21 protein-coding genes are annotated in these 22,594 nt (G+C 61.5%); 9 read left to right on the top strand and 12 right to left on the bottom strand.

The window, feature by feature from the left end:
- On the bottom strand, positions 1-623 hold a 623-nt coding region (locus CXY73_RS02950; protein WP_233198104.1), incomplete at its 3' end, for an acyltransferase.
- A 218-nt stretch (positions 624-841) separates the two neighbouring features.
- On the opposite strand from CXY73_RS02950, the gene CXY73_RS02955 reads away from it, so the two are divergent.
- Positions 842-3,043, top strand: coding sequence for a glycosyltransferase (locus CXY73_RS02955; RefSeq protein WP_104176794.1), 2,202 nt, complete (start codon positions 842-844; stop codon positions 3,041-3,043).
- 82 nt (positions 3,044-3,125) lie between these two features.
- Here the strand turns inward: CXY73_RS02955 and CXY73_RS02960 are convergent, their stop codons facing one another.
- From CXY73_RS02960 to CXY73_RS02970, 3 genes are all read right to left on the bottom strand, one after another.
- Entirely contained in the window at positions 3,126-4,619 is a 1,494-nt protein-coding gene (locus CXY73_RS02960; RefSeq protein ID WP_104176795.1) for a hypothetical protein, read from the bottom strand.
- A gap of 661 nt (positions 4,620-5,280) precedes the next feature.
- Positions 5,281-5,997: an ABC transporter ATP-binding protein gene (locus tag CXY73_RS02965; RefSeq protein WP_233198105.1), complete on the bottom strand. Its 717-nt coding sequence runs from the start codon at positions 5,995-5,997 to the stop codon at positions 5,281-5,283.
- An 11-nt stretch (positions 5,998-6,008) separates the two neighbouring features.
- Complete coding sequence (locus tag CXY73_RS02970) at positions 6,009-6,845, bottom strand: ABC transporter permease (protein WP_104135613.1); 837 nt, start codon at positions 6,843-6,845, stop codon at positions 6,009-6,011.
- Positions 6,846-6,967: 122 nt separating this feature from the next.
- Here CXY73_RS02970 and CXY73_RS02975 point away from each other — a divergent pair, with 122 nt between their 5' ends.
- Positions 6,968-7,837, top strand: coding sequence for a glycosyltransferase family 2 protein (locus CXY73_RS02975; protein ID WP_199184282.1), 870 nt, complete (start codon positions 6,968-6,970; stop codon positions 7,835-7,837).
- Positions 7,838-7,889: 52 nt separating this feature from the next.
- Here the strand turns inward: CXY73_RS02975 and CXY73_RS02980 are convergent, their stop codons facing one another.
- Positions 7,890-9,401 carry a glycosyltransferase family 39 protein gene (locus CXY73_RS02980; protein WP_104176796.1) on the bottom strand — a complete coding sequence of 504 codons (1,512 nt, stop codon included), beginning with the start codon at positions 9,399-9,401 and terminating at the stop codon, positions 7,890-7,892.
- Between the two features lie 236 nt (positions 9,402-9,637).
- Between CXY73_RS02980 and CXY73_RS02985 the strand changes: the two genes are divergently transcribed.
- Complete coding sequence (locus tag CXY73_RS02985) at positions 9,638-10,414, top strand: polyprenol monophosphomannose synthase (protein WP_199184281.1); 777 nt, start codon at positions 9,638-9,640, stop codon at positions 10,412-10,414.
- Here CXY73_RS02985 and rfbA read toward each other — a convergent pair.
- Together rfbA and CXY73_RS02995 are read right to left on the bottom strand one after the other, a co-directional pair.
- Positions 10,411-11,277 (bottom strand): glucose-1-phosphate thymidylyltransferase RfbA, encoded by an 867-nt coding sequence (rfbA, locus tag CXY73_RS02990; protein WP_104135611.1) that lies wholly within the window; start codon positions 11,275-11,277, stop codon positions 10,411-10,413. The two genes, CXY73_RS02985 and rfbA, sit on opposite strands and share 4 nt — an antisense overlap.
- A 5-nt stretch (positions 11,278-11,282) precedes the next feature.
- A complete protein-coding gene (locus tag CXY73_RS02995) occupies positions 11,283-11,891 on the bottom strand; it encodes a dTDP-4-dehydrorhamnose 3,5-epimerase family protein (protein WP_104135610.1) in 609 nt (202 codons plus the stop codon).
- 72 nt (positions 11,892-11,963) lie between these two features.
- Here CXY73_RS02995 and rfbB point away from each other — a divergent pair, with 72 nt between their 5' ends.
- From rfbB to CXY73_RS03020, 5 genes are all read left to right on the top strand, one after another.
- Entirely contained in the window at positions 11,964-12,950 is a 987-nt protein-coding gene (rfbB, locus tag CXY73_RS03000) for a dTDP-glucose 4,6-dehydratase (RefSeq protein WP_104135609.1), read from the top strand.
- 1 nt (position 12,951) lies between these two features.
- Positions 12,952-13,806 carry a dTDP-4-dehydrorhamnose reductase gene (gene rfbD / locus CXY73_RS03005; protein ID WP_104135608.1) on the top strand — a complete coding sequence of 285 codons (855 nt, stop codon included), beginning with the start codon at positions 12,952-12,954 and terminating at the stop codon, positions 13,804-13,806.
- Entirely contained in the window at positions 13,803-14,945 is a 1,143-nt protein-coding gene (locus tag CXY73_RS03010) for a glycosyltransferase family 1 protein (RefSeq protein WP_104176797.1), read from the top strand. Before rfbD ends, CXY73_RS03010 begins: the two co-directional genes overlap by 4 nt.
- A 119-nt stretch (positions 14,946-15,064) precedes the next feature.
- Positions 15,065-16,099, top strand: coding sequence for a GDP-mannose 4,6-dehydratase (gene gmd, locus CXY73_RS03015; protein ID WP_104176798.1), 1,035 nt, complete (start codon positions 15,065-15,067; stop codon positions 16,097-16,099).
- Positions 16,096-17,082, top strand: a complete 987-nt coding sequence (locus tag CXY73_RS03020) for a GDP-L-fucose synthase (RefSeq protein ID WP_104135605.1) — start codon at positions 16,096-16,098, stop codon at positions 17,080-17,082. Before gmd ends, CXY73_RS03020 begins: the two co-directional genes overlap by 4 nt.
- A gap of 322 nt (positions 17,083-17,404) precedes the next feature.
- On the opposite strand, the gene CXY73_RS03025 is transcribed toward CXY73_RS03020, so the two are convergent.
- From CXY73_RS03025 to CXY73_RS03035, 3 genes are all read right to left on the bottom strand, one after another.
- Positions 17,405-18,769 (bottom strand): LCP family protein, encoded by a 1,365-nt coding sequence (locus CXY73_RS03025; protein WP_233198106.1) that lies wholly within the window; start codon positions 18,767-18,769, stop codon positions 17,405-17,407.
- On the bottom strand, positions 18,766-19,233 hold the full coding sequence (gene purE / locus CXY73_RS03030) for a 5-(carboxyamino)imidazole ribonucleotide mutase (RefSeq protein ID WP_104135668.1): 468 nt from the start codon (positions 19,231-19,233) through the stop codon (positions 18,766-18,768). Before purE ends, CXY73_RS03025 begins: the two co-directional genes overlap by 4 nt.
- Before the next feature lie 98 nt (positions 19,234-19,331).
- Positions 19,332-20,468, bottom strand: a complete 1,137-nt coding sequence (locus CXY73_RS03035; protein ID WP_104135604.1) for a 5-(carboxyamino)imidazole ribonucleotide synthase — start codon at positions 20,466-20,468, stop codon at positions 19,332-19,334.
- A 126-nt stretch (positions 20,469-20,594) separates the two neighbouring features.
- Here CXY73_RS03035 and CXY73_RS03040 point away from each other — a divergent pair, with 126 nt between their 5' ends.
- Positions 20,595-21,149 (top strand): GtrA family protein, encoded by a 555-nt coding sequence (locus CXY73_RS03040; RefSeq protein WP_104176805.1) that lies wholly within the window; start codon positions 20,595-20,597, stop codon positions 21,147-21,149.
- Here CXY73_RS03040 and CXY73_RS03045 read toward each other — a convergent pair.
- Together CXY73_RS03045 and CXY73_RS03050 are read right to left on the bottom strand one after the other, a co-directional pair.
- Positions 21,126-21,701, bottom strand: coding sequence for a PH domain-containing protein (locus CXY73_RS03045; protein ID WP_104135603.1), 576 nt, complete (start codon positions 21,699-21,701; stop codon positions 21,126-21,128). The two genes, CXY73_RS03040 and CXY73_RS03045, sit on opposite strands and share 24 nt — an antisense overlap.
- 8 nt (positions 21,702-21,709) lie before the next feature.
- Positions 21,710-22,534, bottom strand: coding sequence for a biotin--[acetyl-CoA-carboxylase] ligase (locus CXY73_RS03050; protein WP_104135602.1), 825 nt, complete (start codon positions 22,532-22,534; stop codon positions 21,710-21,712).
- Between the last annotated feature and the right edge of the window lie 60 nt (positions 22,535-22,594).

Below are 22,594 nucleotides of genomic sequence, written 5' to 3' on the forward strand. Positions count from 1 at the left end.
CAGCTCAGTCTTTGGGCGTCCAGTTCGCGACATGACTCATCATAACACTTAACCAATGAATTTACGACGCAAGACACTAGTATCAGCACGGCAGTGAGTACTAGCGGCCATAGAAGGTAATACTGCTCTTCAACCGCCAGCGACCAGAAATGGAGGAACGGCGAAGGGTCCGAGTTGTCGAAGTATCCCGTGGTCGCTTGGGCAAAGTGATAGTTCGCCAAGTAGACCGCAGTCCAGGCCATATCCTGCAAGATGCTCACGAGGTGAAGAGGGCCCAGAATAAAGGTCGCCGCCAACGCTGTTCCGACCATCGTGACCACCGCCGCCGGCAGCAACCGGCGAATGCGCCGAGCATAGAAGCTCGACAGCGAGATTCGACCTGTTCGTTCAATCTCTTTGAATAACAACAACGTAATGAGAAAGCCGGAAATGACGAAAAATACATCGACACCGATGAAACCCCCGCTGAGGGCGCGAGGGAAGTAGTGATAAATCACAACCAGACCCACAGCTAGGGCGCGTAGCCCCTGAATGTCACGTCGGCGCAGTGAGCCCGGGCTGCTTGGTACGATCACGGCTCGAAACGCGTGCAAAGCGACGCCAGAACCCATCACTTTACCCACACCATTTCCGCCCGAGTAGGCTTCACCCCGTCCGAGCGATTAAAAAGCCAAGCCCCTATATTAGGGCGCAACTCATCTCAACAGGTACCGCAACCGATACGTCTGCGCCTTGCTGCACCGCCCAGATTTTCGACGGCGGAACTATGCGACAACAGGAGTACTCTCACTTGGCAAGCTTAGCTTTCCGGCTTGGTTGATCCCGCCGGTAGGCTGAGTGGATGCCCGCTCCTCAGGAATTAGACACCACACCTGCTGCCCCGACACCGGGGTCTCCCGCGGAGAAGACCCTCAATCGCGTCACGATCCTGGTGCCGGTCTACGGTGACTGGGCATCCCTGCGCAACTGCATCGCAGCTCTCATCGAACACGCGCCTGCCGACAGCTACGACGTTCTGATCGTCAATGATTGCGGGCCCGACGCCGATGTGATTGAGGCTGGCCTGCTGGGCATGATTTTCGGGCATTCCAACTTTCGATACGAGCGCAATCCATCGAATCTCGGTTTCGTGCGCACCTGCAACCGTGCCGCGTTTGAACTTGACCGGACCGGCAACGACCTGCTGCTGCTCAACAGTGACACCCGCATCACGGCCGGCGCGCTGGATGAAATGCGCCTGGTGCTCAGCCTGTCTGAGCGCCACGCGGTCGTCTGCCCGCGAAGCAACGATGCCACTATCGCCACGATGCCCTTCTATCAGCGCGATCGATTTGCTGACCGCGATGAGGCTCGAACCGCACGCGTCTTTGACGCGGTGGCCCCCAGTCTCCCCCGCTGCTACATAACGCCGGTTGCCATCGGATTCTGTTTTCTGATTCGACGGTCGTTGGTGGCGAACAATGGCCTCTTTGATGAAGTTTTCGGCATGGGCTACAACGAGGAGAACGATTTCTGCCTGCGCCTGAACGCCCTGGGCTATTCCTCTCTCATCGCCAACCATGCGCTGGTCTACCACGTCGGCAGCACGAGTTTTGGTGCTGAACAACGGGCGACCCTCGAGGCGGAGAATTCTAAGATTTTGCACGCTCGATACCCGTTCTATCCTGCCGCCGTGAGCGACTTCGTCAACAACGGGTACTCCGGTCTAGATCGATTTGCCGACATCATTGCGCACCCGGACGACCCCGGAAAAAAAGTTCTGATCGACCTGCATCACCTCTCACTGGCCTTCGATGGATCCACGAAGAATGCCCTGAGTTTTCTGAAATTCGTTGCCGAAACAATCGACCCGGCGTCCGTTGCGGTGACAGTAGCCGCGCCCCAGGACGTCATCGAGTTCTTCGATCTGACCTCCTACAGTTTACGGGTGATCCCCTACGGCGACATCGATGAGGTCTTCGACGTTGGCGTCGCCATAGCGCCGGTCACCTCTCTGGGACAGATAGCGACACTCAACCGGTTCTGCGCGAAGTGGGTTGTCTCCTACCTCGATATCATCGCCTTGCGTTCCTGGGGGCTGCGACTCATGGTGCCGTACAAGCCCGAAGTCGTACACGCGTCGCTCGCCTATGCCGACAGCGTCGTCGCCATCAGCGAGGCCACGCTCGACGACGCCCTAGACTTCTTTCCCGATCTCGACAACTTGCGTTCGCGCACCACCGTTGTGCACCAGGGCTCCGGCCTGTCCGCTCGCGTCACCGACGTGAGCGACTTCTCGACGCCACTCACGCCGGCCTGCACCGAGGTCATTGCTCAGGGCGACTACGTTCTCGTTGTCGGGAATGCCTTTCCGCACAAGCAGGTACGGTCCGCGCTCGTGGCACTGCGCAGCAGCTCGCTGCCGATCGTCGTTCTCGGGAGTCCCGATACGGCTCGGGACTTTCCACTGATGCACGCACTGCCGGGCGGAAGCCTCACCGACGCCGAGGTGGCTACCGTCTATTCGAGAGCACGTGTGGTGGTCTTCCCGTCGGCCTACGAAGGATTCGGCCTGCCGATTCCCGAGGCTGCGCAGCTCCAGAAACGCATCGTAGTTTTCGATACCGCGGTTGCTCGGGAGGTCACCTCAGCTCTGGGTCTCGAAGAGCATGTGAGCTTCTTCAGCCTCTTCTCCGAATTGCCCGATCGAGTTCGCGAAGCGTGCAACGCTGACCTGCTGGTCGAGCCGGGCACGCCGGCAGCGCGCACCCTCGCCGACTACAACAAGGATTTCTGGGGCCAGGTGCTAGTAACGCTGAATGCCCCAATCGACCCGGATCACCTGAGTCGACGCTACGCAGCAATCCGAACCATGACCGTGGTCAGTGAAGAATTTCTCCGGCGCACGGCAGCCGACATGTATGAGCTCACCGAGATCAAGAACAGTCAGAAATACCGCCTGTCCCTGATGATCGCACGCGTTCTCGGACCGCTCGGCCGTGTTGTCGGTCGCGGTCGAAATCCCGGGCCGACGCCGCAGATGCGCGACATCGAACGCACCTAGGCCAAGCAGAGAAATGCAGAATGCGGGCTGAGTTACTCAGCCCGCATTCTTGCCTACCCAATCAGGTATCGTTCGCCCGACCCTACCTCGTCGTGACCGTCGAGCAGCCGAGATCAACCGAAGCGCTACGGGTCGAGTTCAATCCGAACACGCACACGCGGTGTGATCCGGGTGCGAGGGCGATCAGGGAATCAAACCCGTGATTAGCACCGAGACCCGGAAACACGCCAGCCACGTCGGTGCGCGACACTGTCGCGGAAAAGCCCGAGCTGAATTGTCCGTCTGCGTAGACGTGCACGTCAGTGGATGCCGCGGTCGTCGGGTCGAGGGACCAGCCGCGAACCTGCGCGCCGCCGCTCACACCCTGCACGGAATCGAGGTGACCGCGCGGGGCCGATGACGCCACACTGATCGACCTGCAGCCCAAGGACGTTGACGACGAACCCGACGCGGTCAACGCGTAGGCACAGACTGAATGACGACCGGAACTCAGCGCGATCGACTGGTTGAAACCGTGCTGACTCCCCTGATTCGGGTATACCGCCTGAACATCGGTGCGCGTTCCTGACGCCCGGAATCCCGAAGCGAAACGGCCATCAGCGTAGACGTGCACATCCGTTGACGCGGTGGTTGAAGTATCGAAGGCCCACCCCGCCAGGTTCGCGCCGGTCGGCGTTGCCGTGACGGAATCGAGATTGCCCCGCGCTACAGCAGCAGCCGGGCCGGCAACTGTGACGGAGCGGCACCCCAGGCTGGTGGATTGCGAACCCGCCACGTTGAGTGCGTAGGCACAGACCGAGTGCCTACCGGCATTCAATGTGATCGTTGACGAGAACCCGTGCTGGGACCCGAGGGCGGGATACATGCTGCCGACGTCGGAGCGAGTGTTGCCGGCCGCGAAGCCTGCCGAGAACGCTCCATCAACGTAAACGTGAACGCTGGTCGATGTCGCGGTCGTGGGGTCCAGCGCCCAACCACGCACGGCTACGCCTGTCGAGGTTGCCGTGGCGGAATCAAACCAACCGACCGGGGCGGTCGAGGGCACCGTAACGGTCTTGCACCCCAATGCGGTATTGCCGCCGGCGCCGTCGTTAATGGCGTGGAGGCAAATCTGACGGGAGCCGGGGTTGATGGCCAAGGTTTGGTTGAACCCGGTCAGGGGTCCCCGCGAGGGGTAAACGCCTTGAACGTCCGTTCGGGTACCGTTCGCTATCCATCCACCCACCATGGTCGAGCCGCTGTAGGCGTGGATGGCAATCGAGTCTTGAGTGTCAAAGTCGAACGCCCATCCTCGAACGTTCACCCGCCCCGCTGTGGCGCTGATGGCATCAAAGTTGCCGACCGGCGCGGCACTGGCCTGCGTTGAGCCAAACCAATTGTTGTAGTAGACCCAAAAGTTGCGGTTGCCGTACGAGGAACACGCATCGCCACTTCCGCCCAGGTTGTTGAGCGCAGCGGCATTCGGCTGATACGGCGTGTAGTAGTAAAGAGACGCCGTAGCCCTGTTCTCAATCAGAACGTTGGACGATCCGCAACCGGCGTTGGGGTGTAGCCGAACAGCGTTCTGCTGCCCCACTTTGATAGAGGTATGCGATCCCTCGGAGTTTCCGTACCAGGCGAGTTGGCGGGCTCCAGAGAATACCTGGATGAAGAATCCGTAATACGCGGAGTCGCACTGGGCAGTGTCCGGGCAACCTTGTCCTAACGCCTTGCGCAGAATGGCTGCTGTAGGCGCTTTGCTTGTGACCAGACCCTGTTCTTTTTGCAGAGTAACAAGAATTACTTTGGCGCTTATAGAACAGGCCTGCTGCACCTTGTAGATTAAGCGAGCGGCGGATTCGTTCGCAGCTCCTACATAAGTGGAGCAGGTTCCAAACGACAATGTCGTGGTCGGCGTATCCACGCGAAGTACGTTCAAACAGAGACTGTTGTTACACGAACCGATTTTGGCGTCCAAAAACGACTGGATACCCGCCTCAGACATGGCATTTTGGGTATAGAAATTGGCGTCACTGATGATGTTTCCGGGTCGGAAGTCCGAGCCGGACACCGCCTGTGCTGGCGGCGCGGCTGGCGCGGCGAGGACTAGGAAGGAAGAAACCAAAGCAACGGCGAGCGCCCACACGAGCAGCGGTTTGGAACGAGCTTTTCTGGACGTTGGGGCTGTGCCGCTGATCATATGAAACCTTTGGGTCTTGTCATAAATGTCAGTGCGCTTGAGCGCAGCTGGTCGTTCTCTACTGGGCGACACCGCGATACTCAGCGACAACGCTTTCGGGATTCCCAACTGCTTGGAGCTCCCCATGGCTCAACCAGGCAAGTCGGTCACACATCGTCATCATTGTGCCTAGTGCGTGACTGACAATAATTACAGTCTTGCCGTCACGGCGGAATTCCACAAACTTATCCGCACATTTCTGCTGAAATGTTTCGTCGCCGACGGCGAGCACTTCGTCGACGAGGAGAATGTCGGGGTCAACGTGGATCGCCACCGAGAACCCCAGCCGAACATACATCCCCGAGGAGTAATTCTTGACCGGTTGATCGATGAATTCGCTCACGCCGGAGAAATCAACAATCGAGTCGAACTTCTTCACGATCTCCTGCTTGGACATCCCCAGAATTGAGCCGTTGAGAAAGATGTTCTCACGCCCCGAGAGTTCGGGATGAAATCCGGAACCCACCTCAAGGAGGGCGGCAACGCGCCCCTTCATGGCGATACTGCCCTTGTCGGGGTAGAGAATTTGTGCCATGCACTTGAGCAGTGTTGATTTGCCCGACCCGTTGTCCCCGACCAGCCCGAACGTTTCACCCGTGTTGATGTCGAAGGAGATGTCGTTCAACGCCCAGAAGTCTTCGTGAACAGACTTGCGGCCGCGCATGATCGCTGACTTCAACGACTGGTTGCGCTCCTTGTACAGACGGAATTTCTTCGAAACGTCGTCGATGTGCACTGCTACTTCGGTCACAGGATTTCAGCTAGCTTTCTCTCGTTACGGCGAAAAACCACCCAGCCCAAGGCGAATACAACTGCCGAGATGAGCACGCAGGCGACGGTATCGCCCAGAGCCGGCCACGTGTTGTCGTACAAAAGACTACGAAATGCGCTCAGGAAGCGCTCCATCGGATTAAGCCGGTACAGGTCGACCAGCGAGAACACACCAAATAGACTCCCGAAACGATCGGACTGCACCTGAACCAACGAGATCGGGTAGATCACCGGGGTGAGGTACATGCCGAGCTGAAGAATGATGCCGACAAAATACTGCGTGTCGCGAAAGTGAACATTAGCGATCGACAGCATGAGCGCAATGCCCACGGCAAACACTGCTAGCAAGAACATGAAGAAGATGACGACGGGAAGCCAGACAATGACGCCGTACGCGCCCGCAATGACGAGGGCAACGATGAGTACCATCATCTCGATCCCCCAGTTCACCGCCAGAGACGCCGCACTGGAGAAAATAAGCACGTTGCGGGGAAAATAGACCTTTTTAATGAGGCCTTCATTGGCAAGGAGCACACCCATGCCCTGCTGCACTACGTTCGAGAAGAAGATCCACGGCAACAGCCCGCACAACAGCCACAACGGGAAGGCATCAAGCCCGCTCGGTGAGCCAACAGGCGGCGCGATGCGAAAGATGAAAGCAAAAACAAAGGTGTAAACGAGCATGAGCGCCAGGGGATTGGCCAGTGACCAGAGCTGCCCCAGCACTGTGCGCTTGTATTTTCCCTTGAGCTCCCTCTGCGTGAGGTTGATAAACAGCTCACGTGACCGCTTGAACTCGCTTGATACAGCCACAGATCCATCCTGAACGACGTTTGGCCCGGCCGAGCGCAGGGTCCACTAAGGATACATTGCCCGGCCAGCGACTCTCGCACTACTGGCAGCCCTTCTGTCGACGTTCTCGTATGATGGTACGAATGCACGGCAACCCACTCTCACCGGCAGTCTGCACTGCCGTTGTCACCGTTACCTATAATTCCAGCGCTGCCCTCGGTGCATTTCTGAATTCGGTCATTGTCAGTGAGCCGACTCCGCCGTCCGTGACCATCGCCGACAACCTGTCGGCTGACATCGATGAATGCCGTAAAATCGCCGGCGACTACGGCGCGACAGTGCTGTCGCTGGGTAGAAATCTGGGTTATGGCGGGGCCATCAACGCGGCCGTGCGCTCGGTGCCACTCCCGTTCGAGTTCGTACTGGTTTCCAACCCGGATGTACTTGTTCACCCCGGAGCCATCAGCGCTCTGGAAGACGTCATGCGGGCCAATCCCCAGGCCGCTACAGTCGGGCCACGTGTGTTGAACTCCGATGGCACAACGTATCCCTCGGCCCGACGTATCCCGTCGCTGCGAACTGGCGTCGGGCACGCGGTCTTCTCGCGGATCTGGCCATCCAACCCCTGGACTCGTTCATACCGCTCTGAGAATGAGACCGGCACAGAAATACGGCCAGTGGGATGGCTTTCCGGAGCATGTCTTCTTATCCGCCGATCAGCCTTCGACGACATTGGCGGCTTCGACCAGGCCTTCTTCATGTACTTCGAAGACGTCGACCTTGGCTATCGGCTTGGCAAAGCAGGATGGCAGAACCTGTACGTGCCCGGCGCAATAGTGACGCACACTGGGGCTCACTCCACCAGCACAGATTCGCTGCGCATGGTCGCAGCGCACCACGAGAGTGCTTACCTTTTTCTTGCCCGTAAGTACCGTTCGTGGTATCTCGCGCCGGTGCGGTGGGTGCTGCGCGGCACCCTATCGATTCGATCCTGGTGGGCTACCCGCGGGTAGCGCAACCCGTTGCCCGGGTTATTCTGCTCAGCGGCGATCATGCACATGGCTGCTATTGGTGGCGACTGAGCAGAACGAGACTGGTCGAATTACCCGGATACACTTGCTGCACCGAGAATCCAAGTGCACGAAGCGTCGCCTCGTCTGTTGAACCACTCCAAGCGTATCCCGCCGGGTTGACCATCCATACTCGATTCGAATCTCCCAGCCGCAACACGGCCGTTTCAAACGGCTCGAGCTCATCAAAAAAGTTTGCCCGGGTCTCGTACGACGTTGCTAAAGCTATGTCCTTCAATTCACCGACGGCGTCGGGGTAGGCAAAAAGCATAGATCGGGCGTACGGATAGACGGCACTTTCTGCCCGGGAGAAGAAGACTGCGTCGCCCGGCTGAGAATGCTCACCCATGGTCATACTGGCGTCCCTCCAGTCGGTTCCTTTCGCCAATGGCGCGCGCTGCGCAAGGTACAAGGGTGTCGACAGGCCGAGAATGATGACTAGTCCGGCCGCAATGAGAAATTTGGATCGAATGCTGGCAAGGGCCACAGCCCCGAGTAGGGCCACAGCCGGAACGCTGAAGGCCACGTATCGGCCGACGTAAAGCGGCGACATCACCAGAGAACCAAGCACCAGCGCCGCAGTCGGCGCGATCAGCCACGGAAGGGCGAGGAGCACGACACCCGCAGCGGATGGATCCGACCGTCGTCGCACGATCGCTATGACAATGCCTGCTCCGATCAGAATCCAAAACACCCCGGCGACCCACACGCTACTGTCGAACCACTGATCCGCGAGCACATCGAAGATCGTCTGGCGACTGATCGGGCCGATCCAACTCACTTGACCTCGTTGAGCGACAGCCAACCTGAGGACGGGAATCGTGCAGACGACGATGGCCAGAGCGCTCAGCCCAAACAACCACCATGACCGGCGCCAGGCACGGAGAGCAATGACCGTGATCGCATGCGCTGCCACCAGGAGCGTGAGATAGATAAAAACCGTTACGGAGATTGTCCCCAAAAACGCATAGGCGAGCCACCACCATCTCGACGATGTGACCGCGAGGACGAGCACGATACTGAGCCAAACTGCCAGCATGACGGTCAATCCATAGGATCTGGCTTCGGTGGCTACCCACTGCGTTTGCGGAATGAGCGCGAGCAGGACGCCCGCTAGAAATCCCACCCGAAGGTTGACAAGCATGGCCCCAAGAACCACGATCCCCATCACCGCCAGCCCCACCGCAATCGCGCTGGGCAGGCGAAAACTCCAATCGTGAACTCCGACGAGGGCGAACCAGTAATGCATAAAGAAGTAATACAGTCCGTGCACGGCGTCCAGAGTGTTCGTAACGAGGGAAACCATCTCAGGAAGCGGGCGCGTGGCAGCAGACAGAGTCGCTTGCTCATCAGTCCAGACGGACGGCACCCAGGACCCGCCGAAGCTGATCGCCCCCGCGATCAGACCGAGCAGTGACGCAATGGTCCAAGTTTGGCTGGTAATAGTTCCCGGGTTGGTCTCACGGGCGGCCGAGTCCACGGTCGAGAACTCATTAATTACTGTCATGGTTCACAGGCCGCCCTGCGCCTTTCATAGTGCTGACGCCATTTGTGGTGACGCTCGTGACGGGCCAAGAGTTTAGTAATGCTTGCATCTAGCGACGGAATTCTCCAAGGTAGCATTGCTGGAGGACACTCCAACCACTTCGGTAGCCTTTTGAGAGTGTTGGGTCGTTGGGGGCCCCAGCTCCTACACATTGAACCGACCGTTTTCCCTGCCCCAAGAAGTAACCGAAAGAACTTGTGCCTGACTCCGCCACCAAAACGCTGATCATCATTCCAACGTATAACGAGGCCGGCAACATCGAAGCGACCATACGCCGGGTACACGCGGTCGTTCCTGGCGCTCATATTCTGGTTGTTGACGACCAGAGTCCCGACGGCACTGGGCAGATCGTAGGCCGGCTCGCCGCGGTGGACTCGCGCATTTTCGTTCTTCACCGCTCGAAGAAGTCTGGTCTGGGAGACGCTTATCTGGCTGGATTCGCCTGGGCGCTCGCGCGCGCCTATGAACTGATCGGTGAGTTTGATGCAGACGGATCACACCCGGCCGACGCGCTCCCCGAACTGATCGCGGCCTTCGACCGTCCTGGAGTGCGCCCCTGGGTCGTCATCGGCTCTCGATGGATTAGTGGAGGCAGCGTCGTCAACTGGCCAAAGAGCCGCGAATTCCTCAGCCGGGCTGGAAACACCTATGCCAAGCTGATGCTTGGACTCCCGGTCAACGACGCGACGGCCGGTTTTCGAATCTACTCCGCGACGGCATTGCGGGCGATGGATCTGTCGAGCGTTAGTTCAAAAGGATATTGCTTTCAAATCGACCTGACTCTGCGAGTCTTTGATGCGGCCGGCCGCATCGTTGAATTCCCCATAGAATTTCGCGAACGCGAAATCGGCGAGTCCAAAATGAGCCGCGGCATCGTTCTCGAGGCGATGGGACGGGTCACGATCTGGGGATTGCAGCGATCGTTGCGGCGACTGGTCACCAGGCGATCAAGCGCACCCCGTACTGCGCCTTAATCCACCTGCGCGATGGCCTGGAGATACCTGCCGTATCCGCTCTTCACCAGGGGACCTGCAAGCACGGCCAGCTGAGCGTCGCTGATCCAACCGGCACGCCAGGCAATCTCCTCGATGCAGCCGACCTTGAAACCCTGGCGGTCTTCGATGACGCGCACGTACTCTGACGCCTGCATCATGGACTCGAAAGTTCCGGTGTCGAGCCAGGCAGTGCCCCGATCGAGCACCTGCACGTGCAATCTGCCCTGCTCCAGGTAGCGCTCGTTGATGGTGCTGATCTCGAGCTCCCCGCGAGCGCTCGGTTCGATCGTCTTCGCGATGGCGACGACGGAATTGTCGTAGAAGTACAAACCGGGAACGGCGTAGTTGCTCTTGGGCTTCGTCGGCTTCTCTTCGATGGACACGACGGTGCCCGAATCATCGAATTCAACGACACCATAAGCGGTGGGATTACTGACATGGTAAGCGAAAATACGCGCACCCTCGATCTCGGCGTTACCCCGAAGAGATGAACCAAGTCCTGCCCCGTGAAAAATATTGTCGCCGAGCACGAGCGCAACGCTGTCATCACCGATAAATTCTTCACCAATGATGAACGCCTGGGCCAGACCGTCCGGAGAAGGCTGCATAGCGTACTCAATGCGGATGCCCAGGTCGGATCCGTCCCCGAGGAGCGCCCGAAACTGCTCGTTGTATTCGGGGGTGGTGATAATCAGAATCTCTTTGATATCGGCCATCATGAGCGTCGACAGGGGGTAATAGATCATCGGCTTGTCCCAGATAGGCATGAGCTGCTTGGAGATGCCTTTGGTGATCGGCCACAGGCGTGTGCCAGAGCCGCCGGCGAGAATGATTCCGCGCATGAGCGTTAGTTCCTGTCGTTCAAAGATGCGTAGTAGGCACGGGCCGCATCCCAGGTGGGGAGTAAACCGGCGGCAGCTGCAGCGGCGAGAGAAGGGGCATCCGTGTCTTTGGGAGACAGCAGCAGCTCACCAGCCTCTGGCGGAAACACCAAGCCGATCTCTTCATCGAGCGGGCTGATGCCGTGTTCTCGGCCCGGGCTGAAGGTGCTGTTCACGAGATAGCTCACGGTGGCGTTGTCGGTGAGCGCGACGAAGCAGTGGCCGAGGCCTTCGGCAATGTAGACCGCGCGCCGATCGGTGTCGTCGAGGAGCACACTGTCCCACTGACCGAACGTGGGCGACCCCACGCGAATGTCGATGATGTAATCGAGCACGGTGCCGTGCACGGCCGTGACGTATTTGGCTTGGCTGGGCGGGACATCCGCAAAGTGGATGCCGCGCACCGACCCGCGCCTGGACACCGACGTATTCGCTTGGGCGAGGTCGAGCTTGTGCCCGACCTTCTCTTCGAGCTTGTCGAATCGATACCATTCGAGGAACACGCCCCGGTCATCGCCGTACTGCTTAGGCGTGATCTCGTAGGAATTGGGGATGGAAAGTTCGCGAATCTGCACGTTCGGAGTCTACCAATTGGCGTCCGGTAGAATCGCGGAGGCCATTGAAGCGAACGGAACGGTTACTCCTCTATGAAGATCCTCGTCACCGGCGGCGCCGGTTTTATCGGCTCCAACTTTGTACGACGCACGATTGAAGACAAGTACCCGGGCCTGGAAGGCGCCGAGGTCATTGTGCTCGACGCACTGACATACTCGGGCAACCTCGAAAACCTCACCCCGATCGCCGACTCACCGCGTTACTCCTTTGTGCACGGCGATATTCGCGACGGCAAGCTACTCGATACACTCTTCCCTGGGCTCGATGCGGTGGTGCACTTCGCTGCCGAGTCGCACGTAGACCGCTCGGTGATGGACTCCACCATCTTCGTTGAAACCAATGTGCTGGGCACCCAGCAGCTGCTCGACGCTGCGCTGCGCCACAAGCTGGCCCGGTTCGTGCACGTCTCTACCGACGAGGTCTATGGCTCGATCGCCGAAGGGTCTTGGAACGAGGAGCGCACGCTTGAGCCCAACTCGCCCTATAGCGCGTCGAAGGCGGGCAGCGACCTGCTCGCCCGCAGCTACCACCGCACCCACGGCCTCAACGTGTCGATCACGCGCTGCTCGAACAATTACGGCCCGTACCACTTTCCCGAAAAGGTCATTCCGCTGTTCGTCAGCAATCTCATCGACGACTTGCACGTTCCCCTCTATGGCGAGGGCAACAACATTCGCGATTGGCTGCACGTTGACGACCACACCCGTGCCATCGCCATGGTGCTGGTCGGCGGTCGCGCCGGCGAAATCTACAACATCGGCGGCGGCACCGAACTCACCAACAAGGAACTCACCCAGCTGCTGCTGGACTCGACGGGCAAGGACTGGTCGTACGTTGACCGCGTGGCCGACCGACTCGGCCACGACCTGCGCTACTCGGTCGATATCTCAAAGATTCAGGCCGAGCTCGGTTATGCGCCCGAGGTTCCGTTTGAACACGGCCTGGCCGATGTGGTGCAGTGGTACCGCGACAACCGCCAGTGGTGGGAACCGCTCAAGGCTCGTGCGGCGTTGAACTAACATGACCCGTTATCTGATCACCGGCGCGACCGGCATGCTGGGGCGCGACCTACAGGCGGCTCTAGCTGGACGAGACGTGACAGCTGTCGGCCGGAGCGACCTCGACGTGACCGACCTTGACGCGGTCAAGGCCGCCGTCGCCGGGCACGACGTCATCATCAACTGCGCTGCGTATACCAAGGTCGATGACGCCGAAACGCACGAAGATGAGGCTTACGCGGTGAACGCGGTGGGGGCGCGTAACCTGGCGGTGGCGGCATCCGTTGCGGGAGCGAAGCTCGTGCAGATCTCGACGGACTACGTCTTTAACGGCAGCGCGACCACTCCCTATGCGGAGAGCACGCCGCACAGCCCGATCTCGGCCTATGGCCGTACCAAGGCGGCTGGCGAAAACTTCGTGCTCGCCGAGAACGGCGCGCGCAGCTACATCGTGCGCACCGCATGGCTGTACGGCAAGAACGGGCCGAACTTCGCCAAGACCATGCTCACGGCCGCTGGCACGCGCGATACGTTGAATGTCGTCAACGACCAGGTCGGCCAGCCCACCTGGACGGTGGATCTCGCCGCGCAGATCGTGCTGCTGCTCGACTCGGTTGCGCCCGCAGGCATCTACCACGGTACTAACTCGGGGGTCGCGTCGAAGTTCGACCAGGCCCGCGACGTGTTCGCCCTGGCCGGGCTCGACCCGGAACGCGTGCTGCCGACCGACAGCTCGGCCTTTGTGTTGCCGGCGCCCCGGCCCGCCTACTCCGTGCTTGGGCACGCCAACTGGGCTGCAGCCGGACTTACGCCGATGCGCAGCTGGCAGGACGCCCAAGCTGACGCCTTCGCTGAGGGGGTATTCGAGACGCCATGATCACTCTGCGGGTTATCGTCGACCAAATGGTCGCGCCGGTTCCGGGCGGAGTCGGGCGTTACGCCGAGGAACTCACCCGCGCGCTGATTGCTAGCGCTCCGGCCGAGTGTGAGGTTGAGGGCATCGTCTCGTCGTCGCCTTCGGCGCAGTATGAAGTCATTGAGGCCGCCCTGCCCGGTCTGGCCAACTTGCACAAGACGGTGTTGGCGCGCCGCGAGCTGGCCACGGCCTGGGCACTCGGTGTGATTGCCTCGTCGGGTAGCGGCCTGATTCACGCGCCGGGGCTGCTCGCCCCGCTGCGCCGCCACGATCGGGCTGTGGACGGAACCCAGATTGCGGTGACCCTGCACGATGTGCTGGCGTGGACGCATCCGTCTTCGCTGACCCCGACGACCGTGGCCTGGACCAAGGGCATGCTTAAACGCGCCCGCAAACACGCCGACGCCATTGTCGTACCGAGCCACGCCGTGGCCCGGCAACTGACCGAAATCATGGACTTGGGCGACCGGGTGCGCGTGATCGGCGGCGCCGTGGGTCGAGGGCTCGTACTACCAGCCATTCCCATCGTGGAAGAGCGCCTACAGGCGATGGAGCTGCCGTCGCAGTATCTCCTGACGGCCGGGTCATTGGACCCGCGCAAGGCAGTGACAGCCCTGATCACGGCGCTCGGGCTGCCGGGTGCACCGGACCTGCCGCTGATCGTGCTCGGACCGGACACCTGGGGCGAGCTCGACCTCGCCTCGGTCGCCGATGAAGCCGGGCTGGCACCGGGGCGCGTACGCGCGCTGTCCGGGCTGAGCGACTCCGATCTGGCCGTAGTGATCGCCCGAGCGAGCGTGTTCGTGTACCCCAGCCTGGAAGAAGGCTTCGCGCTGCCGATCATCGAAGCATTTCACCTCGGCACGCCGGTCGTGCACTCCGACGCGCCTGCACTCCTGGAAGCGGCTGGCGACGCCGGTGTTGCGGTCGAGCGAGCGGATGCGAAGGAATACCCCGGTCGGCTGCTCGAGGCGGTTAACCGGGTGCTCGGCGACAGCGTGCTGCGAAATCGAATGAGCATCTTCGGTGGCGACCGCGCACGCGCGTTCAGCTGGCACGATTCGGCCGAACGGGTCTGGCAGTTGCACGCGGACCTGTAGTTGGGTGCCTCACACGACTTAGGGCCGCACGGTGCCAGCCAGTAGGCTCAAAGTGATCAAGGCAAGGCGCGACGCTCCATTGTTGCGGCTCCACTGCCCGTACGAATACAAAGGGTTTCATGACAAAGCGCGCGCTCATTACGGGAATCACCGGCCAGGACGGTTCGTATCTCGCAGAGTTACTGCTCTCCAAAGGGTATGAAGTACACGGCCTGATTAGGCGGGCATCCACTTTTAACACGTCACGCATCGACCACCTGTATGTGGACCCGCACGACGAGGGCGCGAAGTTGTTTCTGCACTACGGGGACCTGAGCGACGGATCACGCCTGACGACGCTGCTCGCCGAAATCAAGCCGGATGAGGTCTACAACCTGGCCGCCCAATCGCATGTGCGCGTCTCGTTCGATGAGCCGGAACACACCGCTGACACGACCGGAATGGGCACGATTCGCTTGCTCGAAGCCGTGCGCATGTCGGGCATCACAACCCGGTTCTACCAGGCGTCGTCGTCGGAAATGTTCGGAGCGACACCGCCCCCGCAAAACGAAGCGACCCCGTTCTATCCGCGCTCGCCCTACGGCGCAGCCAAGGTGTACAGCTATTGGATCACCAAGAACTACCGCGAGGCCTACGGCATGTTCGCGGTAAACGGTATCCTCTTCAACCACGAGTCGCCACGTCGAGGTGAGACCTTCGTGACGCGCAAGATCACCCGGGCGGTCGCCGCGATCAAGGCTGGCAAACAAGACCACGTCTATCTCGGAAACCTCGACTCGATTCGCGACTGGGGTTATGCCGCCGAGTATGTAGAGGGCATGTGGCGCATGCTGCAGGCCGACGAACCTGACGATTTTGTGCTGGCGACCGGAGGCAACTTCACCGTGCGCGACTTCGTGGAGACCTCGTTCAGCCACGCCGGCTTGGATTGGGAAAAACACGTGCGCTTCGACGAACGGTACCTGCGCCCCACCGAAGTGGATGCCCTCGTCGGCGATGCTTCGCACGCTTTCGACAAGCTGAGCTGGAAGGCCACGGTCGATACCGCGGAACTGGCCCGCATCATGGTGGACGCCGACATCAAACTGCTCGAACACGCCGGTCAACCCTGGATCGACAAGGTCGAGCTGGCAACTTGGGGAACGAAGTGGTGACGACGGACAACCGGGATCAGGTCGCCTTCACACCGACCGCGCTGGATCGAGGGAGCCGTGTGTATATCGCCGGGCATCGCGGCCTCGTGGGCTCCGCGATCTGGCGCCTTCTGGAGGCCGAGGGGTTCACCAACCTGGTCGGGCGCACCTCAGCCGAACTCGACCTCAAAGACCGCGACGCCGTATTCGCCTTCTTCGCCGAAATCCAACCACGCTATGTTGTGCTGGCCGCGGCAAAGGTGGGTGGCATTCTGGCCAACGACAGCTTTCCGGTCGACTTTCTGAGCGACAACCTGCGCATCCAAGTCAACGTGTTGGATGCCGCGTTGAAGTACGACGTAAAACGCCTGCTGTTTTTGGGGTCGTCGTGCATTTATCCGCGACTGGCCCAGCAGCCGATCCGCGAGGATTCGCTGCTGACCGGGCATCTCGAGCCGACAAACGATGCCTACGCGATCGCGAAAATTGCTGGGATCCTGCAGATTCAGGCCGTGCGTCGCCAGTACGGTTTGCCGTGGATCTCGGCGATGCCGACAAACCTCTATGGGCCCGGCGACAACTTCTCGCCGACCGGCTCGCACGTTCTTCCCGCACTCATCCGCCGGTATGACGAGGCGGCCCAGTCGGGTGCGGCACGGGTGACGAACTGGGGTACCGGAACGCCACGGCGGGAGTTTTTGCACGTCGACGACATGGCTGCTGCCTGCTTGCATCTGCTCGAAAATTACGATGGCCCCGAACAGGTCAACGTTGGCACCGGAACCGACGTCACGATTCGTGAGATCGCGAAATCGATCGCTCGCGTTACTGGGTTCACCGGAGCTACCGATTGGGATACCTCGAAGCCGGACGGCACCCCACAGAAGCTGCTCGACGTGTCCAAACTCGCTGAAGCAGGCTGGACATCGCAGATTTCCCTGGACGATGGCATGCGGTCGACCGTGCAGTGGTATCGCGACAACGTGAAGTCGCTGCGCCAGTAAGGCAGCCGTCCGCATCCGCTTGACGCGCCTGAATTGGGCGGGTGGCGGCGCTGGGATTGCGTTCTCGGCATGCTCGACCAAGGGAGATCACATGTCTCGCAGGATGAGTCGCGTTTGTTGTGCGACGGTCGCGCGGTCGAAAGCTGCTGGAGCTGTCAGCGGACGCTAACGCTCGCGGCATGCCGCGCACGCAGCATTTCGACGCGTGAGGCGCCGCGGGTCAGGGGTGCGCCAGCAGGGTGCGGCCGCGAGTGCAGCATTCGGAGCGTGCGAGGCATGGACAAACCGCCTCAGGTGGCGGGCCGGGGGTGCCGGCGTCGGGCTACGGTGTCGGGGTGGCAGTGGGCGCGGGGGCCAGAGCGGCGGCGATCATTGCGGTGATGGCGGCGTAGTCAGGGTTCTCCGGGTCGATGCCGTTTTCGGGGATGAGCGGCACCGACACGACCGGCAGTTCCTTTGTCTTAGATGCGAGGTTCATGAAATAGCCAAGCATGCCCTTCGGCACGTCGGTCTTCACGACACGGGTGCCGGCAACGGCCACGCCCTGAAACTTGCTGAGCACGTTGGCCGGGCTGGCCTGAGCGAGAAGAGCCTCCTGCATTTGCGTCTGCCGCTGCATGCGGTCGTAATCGCTCGTGCCGTGCCGGGAGCGGGCAAACCAGAGGGCGTGGTAGCCGTCCATGTGCTGCATGCCGGGTTCGAACCAGAACAACACCTCGCTGAAGCTCTCATCGGTGTGCACCGGAACCCGGTTCTGCACGTCAATGTCGACGCCGCCGAGAGCGTCGATGAGGTCGGAGAATCCCTGCATGTCGATCAGCACGTAGTACTGGATGGTGAGCCCGGTGATGCCCTGCGCCGCCTCGAGGGTCGCCTGAATGCCCGGGGAACTGCCCTCGGCCACGGCATTCGGGTAGTACTCCGGGCGTTTGAGCTCGGCTTCGGTGAAGATGGAGTTGAGCATGCACGCCGACACGTCGCATCCGTCGATCGAGCCGTATCCCTCGGGGTAGAGCGCACCGAGCGAGGAACCGGCCGAGAATGGCACGTCCTCGAGGTTGCGCGGCAGGCTGATGGTCGTGGCCTGGCCGGTCGTGGCGTCGAGGCTGACCACGGAGAGGCTGTCGGGGCGCAGGCCGTCCCGATCGGCGCCGGCGTCCCCGCCGAGCAGCAAAATGTTGTAGCGGCCGTCGACCGGCGGTTCACTCGGGCCGGCGACGAAGACCGAGGAGAGGAATCCGCTCGCTGAGGTCGCGACGAAGGCACCATAGCCAGCCGTGCCGCAGACGACGACCATGAGCGCCGCGGAGAAAGCAGCGATCAGCGGGCGAGCGCCGGGCGCGGCTTTCAGCAGGTTGATCAGGCTGAGGGTGTTGACGGTGAGCACGAGCCAGGTGAGCGCGTAGAACGCGAGCACGGCGGCGGCGGCCCAGAGGCCGATCGTGTTCGTGAACACCGTGAGCACGGCCTCGGGCCAGAACAGGTAGACAGCACCGGCGACGATTGCCGAGGCCACCAAGATGAGCGTGGCGCCAAGGCCGAACCGGCCGAGCCGCCGATTGCCGGCGAGTACCTGTGCCGAACCGGGGAGCACGAAATTGAGTCCGACAAGCCACCACGCACGCGTCGTCATGATGCGCGTGGAGCCGGAATTCGGGTGCCGGATCGGGTCAGTCACACTACTCATAATCGCTCTTGGAGGTCCCGGTTCTTCTGCTCGACCAGGTCGGCGAGTGCGACGGAATAGTCCTCGAGCTTCAGACGCAGCGCGTCATCGCTCGTGGCGAGAATCTTGATCGCGATGAGCGCGGCGTTCTTGGCCCCACCGATCGACACGGTCGCGACCGGCACGCCGGCCGGCATCTGCACGATCGACAGCAGCGAGTCGAGGCCGTCGAGCAGTCCGAGCGGAACGGGAACCCCGACCACCGGCAGCGTGGTCATGGCGGCGAGCATGCCGGGCAGGTGCGCTGCTCCCCCGGCTCCGGCGATGATCACCTTGAGGCCGCGGGCCTGCGCATTGCGACCATAGTTGAGCATTTTCTCGGGGGTGCGGTGCGCCGAGACTACCTGCACCTCGTGCGCCACTCCGAAGTCCTTGAGGGTCTGCGCGGCGGCGCTCATGACGGTGAAGTCGGAGTCGCTGCCCATGACCAAGCCGACCAGCGGCGCATTGGAGTTTTCGGGCACGCTGTTAGCAGGCACAGCGGAAGGCTCGATGTTGTCTGGCACGCAGATGATCCTATTGCTCAAGACTGAAAGATTTGTGCAGTGGCACGCGCCTGGTAGGCAACTTCGTCGAGATCGTCGCCGCCCGCGGTGACGTGGCCGACCTTTCGGCCCGGCCGTGACGCCTTGCCATAGTTGTGCACTTTCACCTGCGGATGCTCCGCAAGGGCGCTCTGATACCGGTCACCGAGCGAGCCTGACGCTGGCCCACCAAAGATGTTGACCATGACCGTCCACGGGTAGCGGGCGCCCGTCGCCCCGAGCGGCAGGTCGAGCACGGCCCGCAGGTGTTGCTCGAACTGGCTCGTCGTAGATCCGTCAATCGACCAGTGGCCGCTGTTGTGCGGGCGCATGGCGAGCTCGTTAATGAGGAGGCGCGCATCCGTGGTCTGAAACAGTTCGACGGCGAGCACCCCGGTGACGCCGATGCCCTCGGCGATCGCGATGGCGATATCGGAGGCGACGTCGGCGAGGTGCCCGGCCGATTTCGGGGCGGGCGCGATGACCTCGGCGCAGACGCCCTCTTTCTGCACGGTCTCCACCACCGGCCAGACCGCGATCTCACCGCTCGGGCGACGGGCGACGACCTGGGCGAGCTCCCGGCTGAAGTGTACGAGTTCTTCGACCAGCAGGGCACCGCCATTGCCGTCTTCGGCGAGCGCGGTAAACCAGTCGTCGACGTCGTGTTCGTGGCTGACCACGCGCACGCCCTTACCGTCGTAGCCGCCGCGTGCGGTCTTCACGACGGCGCGGCCACCGTGCTGCTGCAGAAAGTCGGCGAGACCGGACGTATCCGTTATGCGTGCCCAATCCGGAACCGGCAGCCCCAGCTCAGCAAGTTTTTCGCGCATGAGCAGCTTGTCCTGGGCGTAGAGCAGCGCGTCGGGTCCGGGGTGCACTCTGATGCCGGCGCGCACGAGCTCCCGCAGAATTTCCTGCGGCACGTGTTCGTGGTCGAAGGTGATCACGTCGACGGTCTTCGCGAAGGCGAGCACCGTGGGCAGGTCGCGGTAGTCGCCCACGCTGGCTTTTGCGAGCTCGGCGGACATTCCGTCGGCTTCGGCGAGCACCTTGAGCTCGATGCCGAGGTTCACGGCCGCGGGAATCATCATGCGGGCCAGCTGGCCAGCGCCAATCACACCGACGGTCAAAGCCATCTGTTCACCATTTTCTATGCCAGCGTTCAGCTAAACGCGCGTGGATACCCAGCCCGAGGGTTTTCAATCGCCGTAGACTGCGATACTTCAGTGCTTTTCTACTTTACCGAACCTTCGGACGGACGCATGTCGATCACCCTGAAGCAGCGCCTGCTCAGCTTTCTGAGCCAGGGCCTCAAGTTCGGTGCCGTCGGCGCGCTCGGCTTCGTGGTGGACTTCACCGTCTTCAACCTGCTGCGCACCACCGTACTCGACTCATCCGAGGTGCACGCCGGCCCCATCTACGCCAAGGTCATCTCGACCGTGCTGGCCATCCTGGTGAACTGGCTCGGCAACCGCCATTGGACCTTCAGCAAGAACCGGCAGAACCACACGGCGCGCGAGGGCCTGGAGTTTCTCGCGGTGAGCCTCATGGGCATGGGTATCGGCCTCGGCTGCCTTTGGTTCAGCCACTACGTGCTCGGCTACACGAGCGTTCTCGCCGACAACATCGCCGGTAACGTCGTTGGACTGCTGCTCGGCGCGGTGTTCCGCTTCACGTTGTACCGCTACTGGGTGTTCGCACCGAGCCGGAGCGGCGCGCCGGCCGATGCTGGGGCTGCAGCCGCGTCATCCGCTGTCTCGAGTTCGGTGCCCACGCGCACGGGGGCGATTCGCCTAGCGGCGACCCCAGAACGCTGACTCGGCGGCGAGGGCCGACTGCTCCTGCCGGCGGGATCCCATGACGGTGCTCTCCTGTTCCATGAGGTCGTGCAGCACGCTCTGCACCAGGTCGACGTTGGGGATGTCTTTCAAGATGAGCGGATGCTCCAGCCCCGAATTGATCAGCACCGTGCCAGAGTGGAACCCGGCCTGCACCCAGTTCTGCCGCACGCTCACGTCGTAGCCGCGGCTGTGCAGCAGTTCTTGCCGGGTGCGCACGAAGAATCCGTGGCGAAAGATGATGCGACGGGTGGTGATCGTGTAGCGCTTGGTCAGCCAGGCGACGAGCGGCAGCAGCCAGCCCAGCACGACCAGCACGACGGCACCGGGCAATAGGGCCGCGTTCTGCCAGGGCTCGGGCAGATTGCCGAAGAAGTAACCGGTGGCACCGGCCAGGGCGAAGAGCAGCAGGGTGGGCCAGAGCAGTACCCGGGCGTGCGGGCGCAAGCGGGCGACGACCTTCTCCGGCCGACTCTCCCGGGCGTAGCCGGAGGGTTCGGTCTCGTTGGGCTCTGTCTTCTTCGGTTTCATTACTTCTATTAATACCTCAGGTGGGTGACATCGCCGGCGGCGACAGACCGTTCTTCGCCATCGGCCTGGTTGACGACTCTGAGTTGCCCCTCGGTGTCGATGCCGGTGGCGGTTCCGACCAGGTCGCTGCCGCCGGGCAGCTCCACCCGCACGACACTGCCGAGGGTGCCGCAGAGTTTTTCGACGGCCGTATGCAGTCCGCTTTGTTGTGCGTCGCCGTTGGCTTTCACGAAGGCGCGGTACAGCGTGGCGAGCTCGTGCAGGTAGGCGGCGAGCACTTCGTCGGGGTCGGGGGCGGTGCGGGTGACCAGGAGCAGCGAGGTGGAGGTCAGGGTGGGCAGATCGTGTTCGTCGAGCGAAAGGTTGAGCCCGGCACCGATGATGATGCCCGTCGCGTCGGGCAGCAACTCGCACAGAATGCCGCACACCTTGTAGCCGTTGATGAGCACGTCGTTGGGCCATTTGAGGGTCGTCTCGTGGTGGGGATCCTCAGCCTCTTTCAGGCCTTCGACCGGCTGCAGGCTTTTCTCGACCACTGATCTGACAGCCCGGGTCATAGCGGCACCGGCCAGGAGCGGGAACCAGCCGAGGCTCGCCGTCGGCAGCTGCGGACGCACGAGCACCGAGATGGCCAGGGCTTTGCCGGTCGGGGCCAGCCAGACGCGGCCGAGCCGGCCACGCCCCTGAGTCTGGTTGTCGGTGACTACTACGGAGAGGTCGGGCCAGGCGGCGGCATCCGTTGTGGCGAATTCTTTGAGCACATCGTTGGTGGAGGCAGCCTCGGACAAGAACTCGAACCGGCTCACCTCGGTGCGGCTGAGCGAAAATTCCATGGTGGCCCTCTTTCGTGCTGTCGCGCCGGGCATGTGCCGGTGTCACCGGCGTGCGCCGTG

It is taken from the genome of Cryobacterium sp. Y50 (genome assembly GCF_002929805.1).
GTDB lineage: Bacteria > Actinomycetota > Actinomycetes > Actinomycetales > Microbacteriaceae > Cryobacterium.